We start from the raw sequence: 14,304 nt of genomic DNA on the forward strand, positions 1-14,304 counted from the left end.
ATATGCTTGGTGGCTCTAGGCCTGAGGTAGCACCATGCAACTGATCGACATCGGCGTCAACCTGACCAACCCCAGCTTTGCCTCCCAGCGACAGGCGGTACTCGACCGTGCCTATGCCGCCGGGGTCAGTCAGTTGGTGGTCACCGGCACCAGTGTCGAGGGCAGCGAACAGGCCTTGCAGGCTTGCCTGGAGCTGGACGAATCCGCTCTGCGACTGTTCTCTACGGCCGGTATCCACCCGCATTCAGCGAGCGATTGGACCGGTGAAAGCGAGAAACAGTTGCATGCCTTGCTAAAAGAAAAACGCGTGCGCGCCGTGGGCGAATGCGGCCTGGACTTCAACCGGGACTTTTCCCCGCGCCCGCAGCAGGAAAAAGTCCTCGAAGCGCACCTGGCCCTGGCCGTCGAGCTGCAATTACCGGTGTTCCTCCACGAGCGCGACGCCAACCAGCGCCTGCTGGAGATCCTGCGCGACTACCGCGACCGCCTGCCCGCCGCAGTCGTGCACTGCTTTACCGGCGAGCAAAAAGCGCTGTTCAGCTATCTGGACCTGGACCTGCATATCGGCATCACCGGCTGGATCTGCGACGAACGCCGCGGCACTCACCTGCACCCGCTGGTGCGCAATATTCCCCGTGGCCGCCTGATGCTGGAAAGCGATGCGCCCTACCTGCTGCCGCGCACTTTGCGGCCAAAACCGAAGAACGGTCGCAACGAACCGGCCTACCTGCCCGAAGTACTGCGCGAAGTGGCGCTGCATCGCGGCGAAAGCCTGGAAGATCTGGCCGAACACAGCAGCGCCTGCGCACAGGCATTCTTTTTGCTGCCGAAACTGCCCGAGGGCAACAAATGACACCTTCTTGACGCAAATCAACAGATATCCTGAAGATTGCGTCACCCTGATGGCACCTTGCCGCATGTCTATCAATGCTTTATCAAAAGAAGACCAATTATGGGCTCATGGCTTAGCAACATTTCGCTGAAGTACAAGTTCTGGGCGGTCAACGCAGTCGCCTTCATCACCACCCTGTTCCTCGTGCTCTACGCCCTGCAGCTGGAACACAATGCCAGGTTCGATGATGCCCGCGACTCAGCCCAGTCCCAGGCCCGCCTGCTCGGCAGTTTGCCCGCCGCCCAGGCCCTGCCGACCGGCAGCAATATTCTGGTCTTCACCCAGGGCCAGGCGCCCAGCTTCAATAATCAACCCCTGACAGAACTGGCCAGCGGCCGGGACTGGATTGAGCTGGCTCAGCCGATCCACAGCGGCGATACCCATCTGGTCGGTGCCAATGTCATCAGCCGTGGCGACAATCAGCGCGTCGCCGTACTGGCCTTTGCCCCCAGCTTGAGCCAGGTCCTGGAGAACCGCTTCGTCAACTATGCGGTCTGCGTGTTTATCCTGATGCTGGCCATGCTCGGCGCTTCACAGTTGCTGATCCGCTTCCTGCTCAGCCATCTCAATACCCTCAAGGACGTGATGCTGCACGTCGAGAAAAGCGGTGATCTTTCAGCTCGCGTGCCCCTGTCCAGCGAAGATGAAGTCGGCCAGATGGCCAAGGCGTTCAACGCCATGCAGGCCGGTTATCAGCGCGTGGTCAATACCGTGGCGCAGACCGCCTCGCGCCTCGACCAGGGCGCTGCACACCTGGCGTCGGGGATGAGTGACGTCCGTCGTGGCATGCTCGGCCAGCAGAGCGAGACCGATCAGGTCGCCACCGCGATCAATGAGATGAGCGCCACCGTCTTCCATATTTCCCAGCATGCCAACACCACCCGCGACCAGTCCCAGACCGCCGACAACCTGGCCGGTGGCGGCAAGGCCGTGGTCGACCGCGTGCAGTTGTCCATCGCCGGGCTGTCCAGCGGCGTACAACAGACCGCCGAAATGATTCAGCGCCTGGCCGAAGACAGCCAGAAGATCAATGGCGTGGTCAATGTGATCCACAGCATCGCCGAGCAGACCAATCTGCTAGCCCTCAACGCCGCCATCGAAGCTGCACGCGCCGGGGAAATGGGCCGTGGCTTTGCCGTGGTCGCCGATGAAGTGCGCAACCTGGCCAAACGTGTGCAGAGCTCCACCGACGAAATCACCACCATGGTTTCGGCGCTGCAGGCCGGTACGAGGGATGCCGTGGATTTCATGCAGGACAGCTCGTTCAAGGCCGACGAATGCGTACAACAGGCCAAGGAAGCCGGGGAAGCCCTGGCCGCCATCGCCGGTGCGGTGGCGCAGATGCGCGAGAGCAACACACAGATCGCCGTTGCCGCACAGCAGCAGAGTCAGGTGGCCGAAGAGATGAACCGCGCCGTGGTCAGTATCCGTGACGTGACTGAACGCACCGTGACCCAGACCGTCGACTCAGCCAATACCAGTGGCGAACTGGCCACCCTGGCCGGTGAGCTGAGCAAAGCCATCGGCCAATTGAAACTCTAATCGCGACGATAGTCAGGCTCGATTCGCGACGAATGAGAATCATGCGTATTCTTCAAGGCATCACTCGATGTCTTGAAGAGAACTGCCATGGCCATGCTATTTTTCAACTCCCGCAACCCGCTGGCAGTGCCACTGTTTGCTCTCGCCATCCTGTTGCTGGCCGACGGCGCACTGTCGCGTAGCCTGCCGTCGCTGGCTATTGGTTTGATCAGTCTGGCGGCGGCGTTGGCTTCCCGAAGCAGTGCGGCGAACAACTCTTGACCCGCAGACTGGTCTCGATTTGTGGGAGCGGATTCATCCGCGAAGAGGTCGGTAAAGCCAACGCATTTTTTATATACGTGATACCGCTTTCGCGAATGAATTCGCTCCCACAGCGTTCGATCCACTCAAACAAGCGCTAGCCAAACACGGTCACCGTCTGCCGACTGATCGCAATCTGCTTGCCATTGGGCGCCCACAGCCCCGCTGCGGTGTGGCCATAGCCATGGCGTGAATGCTCGATCACGGCCTGGTACTGGCACCAGTCATGGGTATCCAGAGCCGGCATCGGCTGAAGGAACTCGATGGTCCAGGTCAGGGTACTGCCCGGCGCCGGGCGCTTGAGGTGGGGCAAGGTTGCCGGTGGCCAGGTGTCGACCAGCGCCAACAAATGGGCCACGGTCATGGGCTGCTGCTCGATCTCGCGAAAGCGCACGTAACCACCAATGGCGGGCGACGGGGTGTGGCTGAACGGCACGCCGCCCAGCCCCCAGCGCACGTCCATGAAGCGCAGGTAGGACGGCATCACTCCTTCGAGAAAGGGCAGCGGGAAGCTCTCTTCCAGACTTTTGAAAACGGGCGCCGCCACGGAGTCGACTTCGATCTCTGATTCCCGGGGTGCGCCGAAGCTGCCCTGAATCAGGGTCATCACCTGACCGTTCTGCATCGCCCGGCCGAGCAAGGTGCTGACCGCCTTACCCTCGCGCAACACGTCCACCTCAAAAGCGATCGGTACACCCGGTTCGGCCGGGCCGACAAAGGTAATTGCCAGGGAGCGTACCGGCCGATCCTCGGCCACCTGCAGACGCATGGCTTCGTATTGCAAGGCCGCCATCAGTCCGCCGAAACTGGCCCTTCCCTGCCCCCATTCGGCGGGCACGGTGACGTCCAGCGGGTTCTGGCGTACGGCATCGATCAATTCGGAAAACGTCATGGGCACCCCAAGGCGGAAAGGTTTGTAGGATTATTCCCATGATCTTAACCGCAGACCTGCCCGGCCATAGGTTCCATATCCGCCAATCAATCGGCAAAACACGCCTTGTGCAAACGTTTCAGAGCCTCATCGGCCTTGCCTTCGGCCCGCACAATACCCAGCTGCCAGCCAGCAATGCAGGGCGCCAGATCGCGTTGCTGCCCGGCCTGGGCCAACCACTGCAAATGATCGTGCCAGTCGCCCAGGGCGCTCTGGGCGGCCTTGAGGCGGGTCGTAATGGCTTTAGATGAGTGACTGAGTTCGGGATAGGCCTCGGCGGCATAGCGTACGCGCTTGATCAACAGGCGCAGGCGATGGCGGTCATGGGCCGGATCGGCAATCGCCTGCTCCAGCTGCTTCCACTGCTTGTGCAGACGCTTGCCGATACGCTTGCCCAGGCCGCGCATAAGGCCCTGGCGCTGTTGCACGCGGACAAAGCCGGGGAACTGATCGAGCATGCCAAGCAGACGATTCAGTTCGGCTGAAGTCGCCACCGCCGGGCAGGCCTGGCGCAGAAAGTCATGACGGCGTTGTGCAGCCTCGTTCAGGCCTTTTTTTGCCAGAAAAGCTTCGAGCACCTGCATATCGCGCAGCGGCGTCGTCACATGGCCGACGGCCTTGGCCGCCTCCTCAAGTTGATCGACGCCGGGCAGCCCGCGCAGTGGCCGCAGCACGCTGCGCAGGCGGCGCACGGTGGTGCGCAGATCGTGCAGCGCCTCGCTGTCGGTGGACGCGGCCAGGCGGGCATGACACGCCAGCAGCTTGACCTCGAGCGCGACGAACTCGGCGACCAGATGGTCAACCCGTGAAGACATTTTCGATACCCCTTATCGCAACGATAAATTCCCGTGGGAGCGTGGCTTGCCGGCGAAGAACGATAACCCGGTTTACCCGGCAAATCGCGCTGAAAGGTTCGCGGGCAAGCCTCGCTCCAACAACCTGACATTGATACTCACTTAACGACCGAACGCCGCCACGGCAACCGCCGCCGCAACCGTTTCAGGCTACGCCGCAACTGCGCCGCCGAGGTCGATTGTCCGGCGTAGCGCTGGGCCTGGAACTCGCCGACAAAATCCTCGATGGCATCGGCCTGCTGCGGAAACTGCGCAACGGCACGGCGGGCGAAGGCTTCGGCGCCTTCCCCCGGTAAACGATGCAGACCATGGCGCGCCAGCAAGCGTTCAAACGCATTGAACAGACGCAACTGCGAGTCGCTTTCACGCTGCCAGGGCTTGAGCAGCCACAGAGCCATGGCTCCGAGGATCAGCAGCGCCCCCGCGCCGAATACCGGCGCATCGAAGCCGGAGAACCAGCGACTGAGCACCTGCAATTGCTGCTGCCCCTGATAACCCAAAACCCAGCGTTGCCAACCGTAATTGAGACTGTCCCAGTCCATGCGCAAGGCGTTGAGCCAGGCCACGTTGCGATAGCGCAAGGCCGACATGGGCGAGTCCTGCAGGAAGTCCTCGTCCGCCGCCAGGGCCTGCTCCAGACCCTGTTCGATACGTTGCGGGGCGACGGCAGCCGTTGGATCGACGCTGCGCCAGCCAACCCCGGACTGCCAGTATTCGACCCAGGCATGGGCGTCGTACTGGCGCACGGTCAGGTACTGCCCGCCTTCGTTCCATTCGCCGCCCTGATAACCGGCCACTACCCGCGCCGGAATCCCCGCTGCACGCAGGACGAAGGTCATGGCCCCGGCATAGTGAGCACAGAAACCGGCGCGACTGTCGAACAGGAAGCTGTCCACCGTATCGGCGCCCAGGGTCGGCGGTTTCAGGGTGTAGTGATAAGGCTCGCGATTGAAATACTCGAGCATGGCGTTGACCAACGCATCAGGCTTTGGATAGCGGCGCAGCAGGTCAGCGGCCCACTGCCTGGCCTGGGGGTTGCCCTTAGCGGGCAATTGCAGGTCCTGGCGCTGAATATTCTCGGTCAGCTGCGCATCCCGCACGGCGTCGGGCCAGGAACGCAGGTCGTACATCAATGCCTGATCCACCGGGCGCCTGCGTTGCAGACGGAAGTCGCTCATCTGCCTGACATCCGCCTGGGCGTTTTCGGCGGTATCCAGAGCCAGCAGCCAGGGTCGCCCGGACGGCTCCAGGACGATGTTATAGCTCAGGGGTTCGCCGTACTTGCGCCAGTCCGGCAGTTGCACGGTCTGGGCCCGTGCTGATTGCGACCAGCGCCGACCGTCGAATTGCTCCAGGGTCAGAGCCCGCCAGTACAGCTGATTACGGGGCGGCAACGGCCCGCTGAAACTGGCACGCATGACCAGCGCCGGCGATTTGCTCAGCTCGGCGACATCCGCAGGCGTCATGCTGTCGGACAACCCGGTCAACGCCTTGCCACCGGGTTGCGGCAACGACCACAGCGGCTCCAGGCGCGGGAAGAACAGGAACAGCAGCAACATCAATGGCACGGCCTGCATCATCAGCTTGGCCGCCAGCTTCAGAGTGCTGCTCGCGCCGCTGGACAGGTCGGACTGATGCAGGCCGATCAGCGCCGCCAACAAGGTGCAGACCGGCAGCAGGGTAAACACTCCCCAGAGCAGCTCACTTTCGAACAGATAGCCCACGGCCACGCAGAAGAAGCCGAGAAAGATCAGCACCAGAGCATCACGACGAGTCTGCATTTCCAGCATTTTCAGGACGAACGCAGCAATCAGCAGCGCCGCCCCGGCGTCAAGCCCAACCAGACTGCCCCGAGCCAGATACACACCGCCCGCGGTCCCTACCAACAGCCCCGATTTGACCCAGGTGCCGGGGTTGCGCGCGCGCATGCGAAAAATCTGCACCCGCCAGAAGGTGCAGCCCAGCCACAGCAGGATTATCGATACAGGCAAGTGCTGCAAAAACGGCACGATGACCAACGCCTGTGCCAGCAGCAGCCAGGTCAGGCTGGTGCGGGGAATCGGCGTGCCCTGGCTGGCCTTGGTGTTCACGAGCGCACCCCGTACAGCGCCAGAGCACGCAAGCAGGCTTCGCGATGGGCGTCGCCGCTGTCGACCCGGGACAAGAAGTCAGGCAGACGCAGGGCAAACGGCTGTTGCCGGTGGGACAGTTCCAGCACCCAGTAACTCAGGCGCGACAAGCGTTCTTCGATATCACCGGCCAGAGCCATGAAATCCAGGCACAGGTCATGACCACTGAGGTCGGCAAAATCCTTGATATACAAGCCCTGCCCCCGGGAATAAGCCTTCCAGTGCAGGCGCCGGCGACTGTCCCCTGGCTGATAGGCCCGCAGGCCCTGGTAGTCATCGACGCCCTGCCCCGGTGTGGCCTGGCCTTCGTCTTCGCGGTGGGGCTGGGCGCCCTTGAGCAGGGGCATGGTCCCGGCCAGGGGGCGCGGGTAGATAAGCACCGTCTGCTCCAGATCCAACCAACTCCAGGCGCGCAGGATACTCAGGGGAAAAACACTCTCGACCCGCAGACGTGGCGCTCGCAGCCAGCCACGACGCATGGCTGGCAGGGTCATCTCCACTTCAGTCAAGCCCTTGGCCGAGACATCGGCCTGCTGCAACTGTTCGATGCTCCAGCCCAGGGCAATGGCCTGATGGGCCTGCCCGGCACTTTCCAGGCGCAGGCGCAGTTGCACCGGCTCGCCGACGAACACCGAACGCGCCGCCCCGGCACTAAGCACCAAACCACTGAGATTGCGGTAGGTGTGCAGGATCGCCAGCAGGCCCACGGACATCAGCAGGAATGTCAGGGCGTAAGCCAGGCTGCTCTGGTAGTTGATCGCCACCAGCAGCATCAGAAACAGCACCAGTGCATAGGTGCCACCCACCCGGGTCGGCATGATGAAAATCCGCCGATGGTTGAGTTCGATGCGTGACGCCGGGGGAATACGCCGAACCAGCCAGCGTTGCCAGCGCGGTTTGAACTGTTCGATCAAAGCACTGACACCTCACGCAGCAGCCACTGCACCAGCGCTCCGCCACCATGCCCGGTCGGGTCGGAACGCTCGCGCAGGCGATGGCCGATCACGGCGGGCAAAATCGCCTGGACGTCTTCGGGGATCACATAATCGCGCCCGGCCAGCAAGGCCCAAGCCCGCGCGGCCGCAAGAATCGCCAGGCTGGCGCGGGGTGACAGACCATAAGCAAACTGCGGCTGGCTGCGCGTGGCATCGACCAGACGCAACACATAATCGACCAGCGCATCGCTGGCCCGTACCTGCCGCGCCTGGGCCTGCAGGGCCGCCAGTTCGGCATGGTCGAGCAAGGGCTGCATGCGTGGCAGCAGATCACGCCGGGACTCGCCCAGCAGCAGCGCCTTCTCGGCGGCCCGGGCCGGATAGCCCAGAGACAAGCGCATCAGGAAGCGGTCCAGTTGCGATTCGGGCAAGGCAAAGGTACCGCCCTGGCTGAACGGGTTCTGGGTAGCAATGACGAAGAACGGATCGGGCAGCAACCGGGTCGCCCCTTCGATGGTCACCTGGCCCTCTTCCATGGCTTCGAGCAGCGCGCTCTGGCTCTTCGGCGTGGCGCGGTTGATTTCATCGGCCAACACCAGTTCGGCGAAGATCGGCCCCGGATGAAAGATGAATTGTCCGGTGTCCCGGTCAAATACCGAAGTGCCGAGAATATCGCCGGGCAAAAGATCAGAAGTGAATTGAATACGCTGGAAGCTCAGGCCCAGCACCCGCGCCAGGGTATGGCTCAGGGTGGTCTTGCCCATGCCGGGCAAGTCTTCGATCAACAAGTGTCCGCCGCCCAGCAGACAGGTCAACGCCAGGCGCACCTGAGGCTCTTTGCCTAACACCACTTCATTGATGGCGTTCAGACATTCATCGAGTTTTCTGCCCATCGCTAAACCTCTACAGGCGACTGCCGTGGAAAATGCCAGACCACTTTAAGGTCAGCGTAGGCGTTTTCACCAGAGCAGCGATGGAAATGATGGCAGATCGGTAAGAGTTGAGAATGCACAAGGAATTTGTGGCAGGAAATCTTGTGGGAGCGAATTCATTCGCGAAGGCTGCATTTACAGACGATGAAGCTGTATCGAATGTACAAGCCCTTTCGCGAATGAATTCGCTCCCACAAGTCCCTCGCACAATCGGCGCACCCAAAAATTGGCGAAGCGTCATGCCGCAACAGACTTATCGCCCGGCGCGGGATTCCTTGATGTAGAAGCGCGCTTTCTCGGCCTTGGCCGTGCAGCCTTCAAAGGCTTCGAACTGCTGCTGGGTCTTGGCGCCGGTCAACAGCGACAGGGCCTTGGAGTAGCTGACAGTACCCGCAAAACCCTCGGCCTTGGCCAGATCCAGCTCATGCCAGGCGGCATCCAGTTGCGAACCACAGCTCTCACGGTAACCGGTTTTTCCGGCGCATCCGGCCAGGGACAGAAGAATGAGTGGCAGGCAGATCCAGGCTTTCATGGGGTGTTCCTCAACGAATAAAAATCCAGTGTGCGAGTTTGACGATGCCGCCACGCAAAAGTGCCGTGATAACAGCCGCCAAGAGTAACCGTTTTCATGGTCTCTCGCGCTCTATTACAGGTATGGTGGGGCGATCGCAAAAGGAGAGGACCGATGAGCAAAAGAATAGCCTTGGTGCTGGGCTCCGGCGGCGCGCGTGGTTATGCGCATATCGGTGTGATCGAAGAGCTGGAACGGCGGGGTTATGACATTGCCTGCATTGCCGGTTGCTCCATGGGGGCAGTGGTCGGCGGCGTTTATGCCGCTGGAAAATTGCGCGAATACCGTGAGTGGATCGAGAGCCTGGACTACCTCGACGTGCTGCGTCTGGTGGACGTCAGCTTCCGCCTGGGAGCCATCCGCGGGGAAAAGGTTTTCGGGCAGATTCGCGAGATCGTCGGCGAGATCAATATCGAAGACCTGCGCATTCCCTATACGGCCGTGGCCACGGACCTGACCAACCAGCAGGAAATCTGGTTCCAGGAAGGCAACCTGCATCAGGCCATGCGCGCCTCGGCAGCCATTCCCAGCCTGTTTACCCCGGTCATTCAGGGCAATCGCACCCTGGTCGATGGCGGCCTGCTCAACCCGCTGCCGATCGTGCCGGTGGTTTCAGCCCATTGCGACCTGATCGTTGCGGTCAATCTCAACGCCACCAATCAGGGCCAGTACCAGTTGCCGGTGATCGAGCGCACCCCCGCCGTCAAGCGACGCTTCGACAGCCTGATGGGCTCCCTGGGTTCGCGCCTGCCGTTCCGGCGCAAGCTCGACCCGCTGAACCCGGAGCTGTTGCAGATAGAAACCGTCGCCGCCACCTGGCCCGGCGAGGACTCAGCCGACCCACTCGACCAGCAACCCGCCGCCGCCCCGCAGGCTGCTGGCGCGCCGAGGTCGGCTGCGGGCTCGTTTATCGTCGATAACGTCGGCCCGGCGTCGCTGCTGGACCTGATCAACCAGAGCTTCGAGGTCATGCAGACGTCCCTGGCGCAATACAAGATCGCCGGTTATCCGCCGGATATCCTGATCAACGTGCCGAAAAGGGTGTGCCGGTTCTTCGAGTTCTACAAAGCCCCGGAGTTGATCGCCCTGGGCCGGGAGATTGCCAGCGATACCCTGGATCGGTATGAGAAGGAGCATGGGCGCTGATCAGGTGATTGAACTGCTCGGCGGGATCTAGTGCTCTAACAACCGATAACCCACTCCCGCCTCGGTGACGATAAAGCGTGGCACCGCCGGGTCATCGGCGAGTTTCTGCCGCAGATGGCCGACGACGATTCTCAGGTAGTGGGTATCTTCGGTATGGGTCGGGCCCCAGATTTCCTTGAGCAGTTGCTGTTGGGTAATGACCCGCCCCGGATGCCTGGCCAGTTGCGCCAGTACCGCGTATTCCTTGCGGGTCAGGCTGACTTCGACGCCATCGAGCAGCACCCGGCGAAAGGCCAGGTCAACGGTCAGCGGGCCGAACACCGACGCCGACGGCACTTGCTCGCCCCCGCCAACCTGGCGCAGCAGTGCGCGGATCCGCGCCAGGAACTCCTGAATTCCGAATGGCTTAGTCACGTAGTCGTTGGCACCGCTGTCCAACGCCTGAACCTTCTCGGCTTCGCTGGCCCGCACCGACAGCACCAGTACCGGTATCGCCGACCATTCGCGCAGTTCGCGCAGCACCTGTTGGCCGTCCATGTCCGGCAGGCCGAGATCAAGCACCACCAGATCGGGCTTGTTCAACGCCGCCACGCTCAAGCCTTCGTTGCCGGTGGCGGCTTCGAGCACTTTGTAGCCCTGTGACGCGAGGCTGATGCGCAGGAATTTACGGATCTGCGGCTCGTCGTCGATCACCAGAAGGGTGGAGGTCTGGCTCATGCTGGCCGCGCTCTTGTCAGTCGAAAAAGAGCTGCTAGCCTAACGCAATCACGGCTCATGAATGGCTTTCCGTTTCATCTTCCGGCTGGGTCGGCAAGGGCAGGTGCAGGGTGATACAGGTGCCGCGCCCATCAATGCCTTCTGCCACGCTGATGCGCCCGCCGTGGGCGCCGACCATGCCCTGGCAGATCGCCAGACCCAGCCCCGTCCCCTGGCCACCGCGATCACCCCGGGCAGCGGTGTAGAACATATCGAAAATCTTCGCCCGCTCGGCTTCGGGAATGCCCGGTCCCTCATCGCTGACGGCAAAGGACACCTCGCTGTCACCGACCGCCACTTCAACGGCCAGTCGTCCGTGCACTGGCGAAAAGCGCGCAGCGTTTTCCAGCACATTAACCAATGCCTGCTCGATCAGCGCAGCGTGTACATAAAGCAGCGGCAAGTCTTGAGGCAAGCGCGTCATCATCTGTAATGGCGCGAGCACCGCGCGCAGGCGATTGAGGGCGCTGCCGACGATATCGCCGGGCGATACCCAGTCACGGGCCAATTTCAGGGCGCCGTGGCCCAGGCGGGTCATGTCCAGCAGGTTCTGGATATAGCGATCCAGACGCTCGGCTTCGTCGCGGGTGCCTTCCAGCAACTCGATACGGTCCTCCCGTGGAATCGCCTCGCCCAGGGCCAACAGGCTGTCGATGCTGCCGCGCATGGCAGTCAGCGGCGTACGCAGATCGTGGGAGACCGAGGCCAGCAACGCACTGCGCAGCTGTTCTGTCTCACCGTGCAACCGCGCGGCTTCAAGTTCCTCGGCCAGCTGTGCCCGCGCCAGGGCCTGGGCCAAGGGTTGGCTGAGGGCCGTGAGCAAGCGACGGCGTTGCGCGGTGAATGCCTGACCATCACGGGGGCAGACACCCAGCAGCGCCAGTGGCCCCTCCTCCGCCGACAACGGCCACCACCACCAACGCCCGGACGGCAAGGTACCCGTGCCATGGCCGGCGGCCTGATCGTGCTGCCAGGCCCAATCGGCGGCGGCACGTTCAGGCTCGGACAATTGCAGGGAGCCGTCGCTTGCCGACTTCCAGCCACCCTGACCATCGCGCTCCAGCAGGCACACCTGCAGCTCCTGCCAACCACCCAGATGCTGCGCCGCTGCGCTCAATACCGCCTGACGGTCCGTAGCAGCGGTGAGTTTGCGCGACAGATCGAGCAGCTCGCTGGTTTCCTCCTGGGTATCGCGCAGGGCCTGCAACTGGCGGCGCTGGCGAGCGGCCAGATTACCGGTCAGGGCCGCCATGAGCAGGAAGAACAGCAGGGTCAGCACGTCTTCTTCGCGCTGGATACTCAGGGAAAAGGTCGGCGGAATGAACAGATAGTCATACGCCAGAAACGACAATGCCGCACAGGCCAGGGCCGGCCCCAGGCTGCTGCGCACCGCCACCAGCAGCACGGCGGCGAGGAACACCAGAGAGATATTCGGCAACGCGAGAAATTCCGCCACCGCCTTGGCCAGACAACTGGCCAGCACCGTGGCGATCAGCGCCAGGGCATAGTCGAACCAGACCAGCTGCCGCGCCGAGCGCGCCACCGGCTGGTCCGCGCGTGCCTCGCTGTCGAGCACATTGATTTCCAGGCCATGGGCATCGCGCAACAGCCGCGCCGCCAGGCCACCGCCGAACAGCCGCCGGCGCAGACGCGGTCGTGACTGACCGACCAGCACCAGACTGGCGCGGCGTTCAGCGGCGTGCTGGATCAGGGTTTTCGCCACCTCTCCCGCACGCAGCAGAATCACCTCGCCACCGAGGCGTTCGGCCAGTTGCTGAGCATTTTGCAGACGCATGCGCGCCACTTCGTCCAGGACCCGGCCATTATCCACATGCACCAGACTCCACGGCAGATGCCGTCGCTGCGCCACCCGGCTGGCATGGCGCACCAGACGCTCGGCCTGGGCATCGCCGTCGATCCCCACCAACAGCCGTCCGCGCACGGCCGGAGCGTCCTGCCCCAGTTGCCGATAACCCTGAGCCAGATCGTCATCGACCTGAGCCGCCGCCGTCTGCATCGCCAGCTCACGCAGGGCGGTGAGATTGGTCTGGGTGAAAAACGCATCGATGGCCGCCCGCGCCTGCTCCGGCACGTAGACCTTGCCCTCGCGCAGGCGCTCCAGCAGCTCGCGGGGTGGCAGGTCGATCAGCACCAGTTCGTAGGCTTCCTGCAACACCCAGTCGGGCAGAGTCTCGCGCACCTGCACGCCGGTGATACCACGCACCTGATCATTGAGGCTTTCCAGGTGCTGGACGTTGACAGTGGTGTAGACGTCAATGCCTGCCGCGAGCAGTTCCTGAATATCCTGCCAGCGCTTGGCATGGCGACTGCCGGGGGCGTTGCTGTGGGCCAGTTCATCCACCAGCACCAGTTTTGGCGCGGCCTTGAGCAAGCCGTCCAGGTCCATTTCCTCCAGGGTCACGCCACGGTATTCCGAGCGCAGCAAGGCTTGTTGCGGCAAGCCACCGAGCAACGCCTCGGTCTCCGCGCGGCCATGGGTTTCGACGACGCCAGCGATGATCCGCGTGCCCTGGCGCAACTGCGCGTGGGCGGCCTGGAGCATGGCGTAGGTCTTGCCTACCCCCGGTGCTGCGCCGAGAAACACCTTGAGCCGCCCACGGCCCTCCCTGGGCAGGTCCGCCAACAAGGCATCGGCACGGCCGGAATCACTCAACTTGATGCTCTCCATTGATTACAGCTGGGCGCTACGTTGCGCAGACGGTAACTCATCCAGCTGCTTATTCAAGGTCAGCACATTGACCACCGGTGGCCCGATCAGGGGACGATAAGTGTTGTCGTCGATCAGATCCTGCACGCGGGCCAGGGGCAGATGCCGGGCCGCAGCGACGCGGGCGCTCTGATAGGCCACGGCGGCAGGCGTCAGATGCGGGTCGAGACCGCTGCCGGAAGTGGTCAACAGGCTCAAGGGCACCGGGCCCTGACCCGCTACGAAAGCACTGGCGGCATCATCGGCAACGCGCTTGGCCAAGGCCGGATTGCTCGGTGCCAGGTTGCTGGCCCCGCTGGCAACGGTGGCAAAAGCCCCGGCCGATGGCCGCGAATGGAACCATTCATCACCGGTAAAGGCCTGGGCGATCAGCTCAGAGCCACGGACCTTGCCGCTGGCATCATGGATCAGGCTGCCATTGGCCTGTGCGGGGAACGCCACCTGGGCGATCCCGGTCACCACCAGCGGATAGGCCACGCCAGTAATCAGGGTCATCAACACAATCAGGCTCAGGGCCGGACGCAGTACAGTCGACATGATGGAACTCCTCAAAAAACATACTCAACCTGTGGGAGCGAATTCATTCGC

General features: G+C 62.7%; 13 protein-coding genes. 4 read left to right on the plus strand and 9 right to left on the minus strand.

The genetic code is table 11. The annotated features are described in order from the left end of the window. Positions 1-34: 34 nt before the first annotated feature. From M2401_RS04545 to M2401_RS04555, 3 genes are all read left to right on the plus strand, one after another. Positions 35-853, plus strand: coding sequence for a TatD family hydrolase (locus M2401_RS04545; protein WP_259100299.1), 819 nt, complete (start codon positions 35-37; stop codon positions 851-853). A 99-nt stretch (positions 854-952) separates the two neighbouring features. Further along, on the plus strand, positions 953-2,434 hold the full coding sequence (locus M2401_RS04550; protein WP_259100300.1) for a methyl-accepting chemotaxis protein: 1,482 nt from the start codon (positions 953-955) through the stop codon (positions 2,432-2,434). An 87-nt stretch (positions 2,435-2,521) separates the two neighbouring features. Further along, entirely contained in the window at positions 2,522-2,695 is a 174-nt protein-coding gene (locus M2401_RS04555) for a hypothetical protein (protein WP_259100302.1), read from the plus strand. 136 nt (positions 2,696-2,831) lie between these two features. Here the strand turns inward: M2401_RS04555 and M2401_RS04560 are convergent, their stop codons facing one another. From M2401_RS04560 to M2401_RS04585, 6 genes are all read right to left on the minus strand, one after another. After that, positions 2,832-3,626: an acyl-CoA thioesterase II gene (locus M2401_RS04560; protein ID WP_259100304.1), complete on the minus strand. Its 795-nt coding sequence runs from the start codon at positions 3,624-3,626 to the stop codon at positions 2,832-2,834. Between the two features lie 86 nt (positions 3,627-3,712). Continuing rightward, the gene (locus M2401_RS04565; protein ID WP_259100305.1) at positions 3,713-4,480 is read right to left on the minus strand and encodes a CHAD domain-containing protein; all 768 of its coding nucleotides are present in this window, start codon (positions 4,478-4,480) and stop codon (positions 3,713-3,715) included. Between the two features lie 137 nt (positions 4,481-4,617). Next, positions 4,618-6,609: a DUF3488 and DUF4129 domain-containing transglutaminase family protein gene (locus M2401_RS04570; RefSeq protein ID WP_259100307.1), complete on the minus strand. Its 1,992-nt coding sequence runs from the start codon at positions 6,607-6,609 to the stop codon at positions 4,618-4,620. After that, a complete protein-coding gene (locus M2401_RS04575) occupies positions 6,606-7,562 on the minus strand; it encodes a DUF58 domain-containing protein (protein ID WP_259100309.1) in 957 nt (318 codons plus the stop codon). The genes M2401_RS04570 and M2401_RS04575 overlap by 4 nt, the downstream gene beginning before the upstream one ends. Continuing rightward, positions 7,559-8,476, minus strand: a complete 918-nt coding sequence (locus M2401_RS04580) for a MoxR family ATPase (protein WP_259100312.1) — start codon at positions 8,474-8,476, stop codon at positions 7,559-7,561. The genes M2401_RS04575 and M2401_RS04580 overlap by 4 nt, the downstream gene beginning before the upstream one ends. A gap of 292 nt (positions 8,477-8,768) precedes the next feature. Further along, on the minus strand, positions 8,769-9,047 hold the full coding sequence (locus M2401_RS04585) for a hypothetical protein (RefSeq protein WP_259100315.1): 279 nt from the start codon (positions 9,045-9,047) through the stop codon (positions 8,769-8,771). Between the two features lie 153 nt (positions 9,048-9,200). Here M2401_RS04585 and M2401_RS04590 point away from each other — a divergent pair, with 153 nt between their 5' ends. Next, complete coding sequence (locus M2401_RS04590) at positions 9,201-10,232, plus strand: patatin-like phospholipase family protein (protein WP_259100317.1); 1,032 nt, start codon at positions 9,201-9,203, stop codon at positions 10,230-10,232. Between the two features lie 27 nt (positions 10,233-10,259). Here M2401_RS04590 and M2401_RS04595 read toward each other — a convergent pair whose 3' ends face one another. From M2401_RS04595 to kdpC, 3 genes are read right to left on the minus strand one after another with little or no spacing between them, the layout of a single operon-like run. Continuing rightward, positions 10,260-10,949, minus strand: coding sequence for a response regulator (locus M2401_RS04595; RefSeq protein ID WP_259100319.1), 690 nt, complete (start codon positions 10,947-10,949; stop codon positions 10,260-10,262). Between the two features lie 55 nt (positions 10,950-11,004). Then, positions 11,005-13,662, minus strand: coding sequence for a sensor histidine kinase KdpD (locus M2401_RS04600; protein ID WP_259100321.1), 2,658 nt, complete (start codon positions 13,660-13,662; stop codon positions 11,005-11,007). An 18-nt stretch (positions 13,663-13,680) separates the two neighbouring features. Beyond that, positions 13,681-14,253, minus strand: coding sequence for a potassium-transporting ATPase subunit KdpC (gene kdpC / locus M2401_RS04605; protein WP_259100322.1), 573 nt, complete (start codon positions 14,251-14,253; stop codon positions 13,681-13,683). Between the last annotated feature and the right edge of the window lie 51 nt (positions 14,254-14,304).

Origin of the sequence: Pseudomonas sp. JUb42, from assembly GCF_024807945.1 — a bacterium.
Taxonomy (GTDB): Bacteria; Pseudomonadota; Gammaproteobacteria; order Pseudomonadales; family Pseudomonadaceae; genus Aquipseudomonas.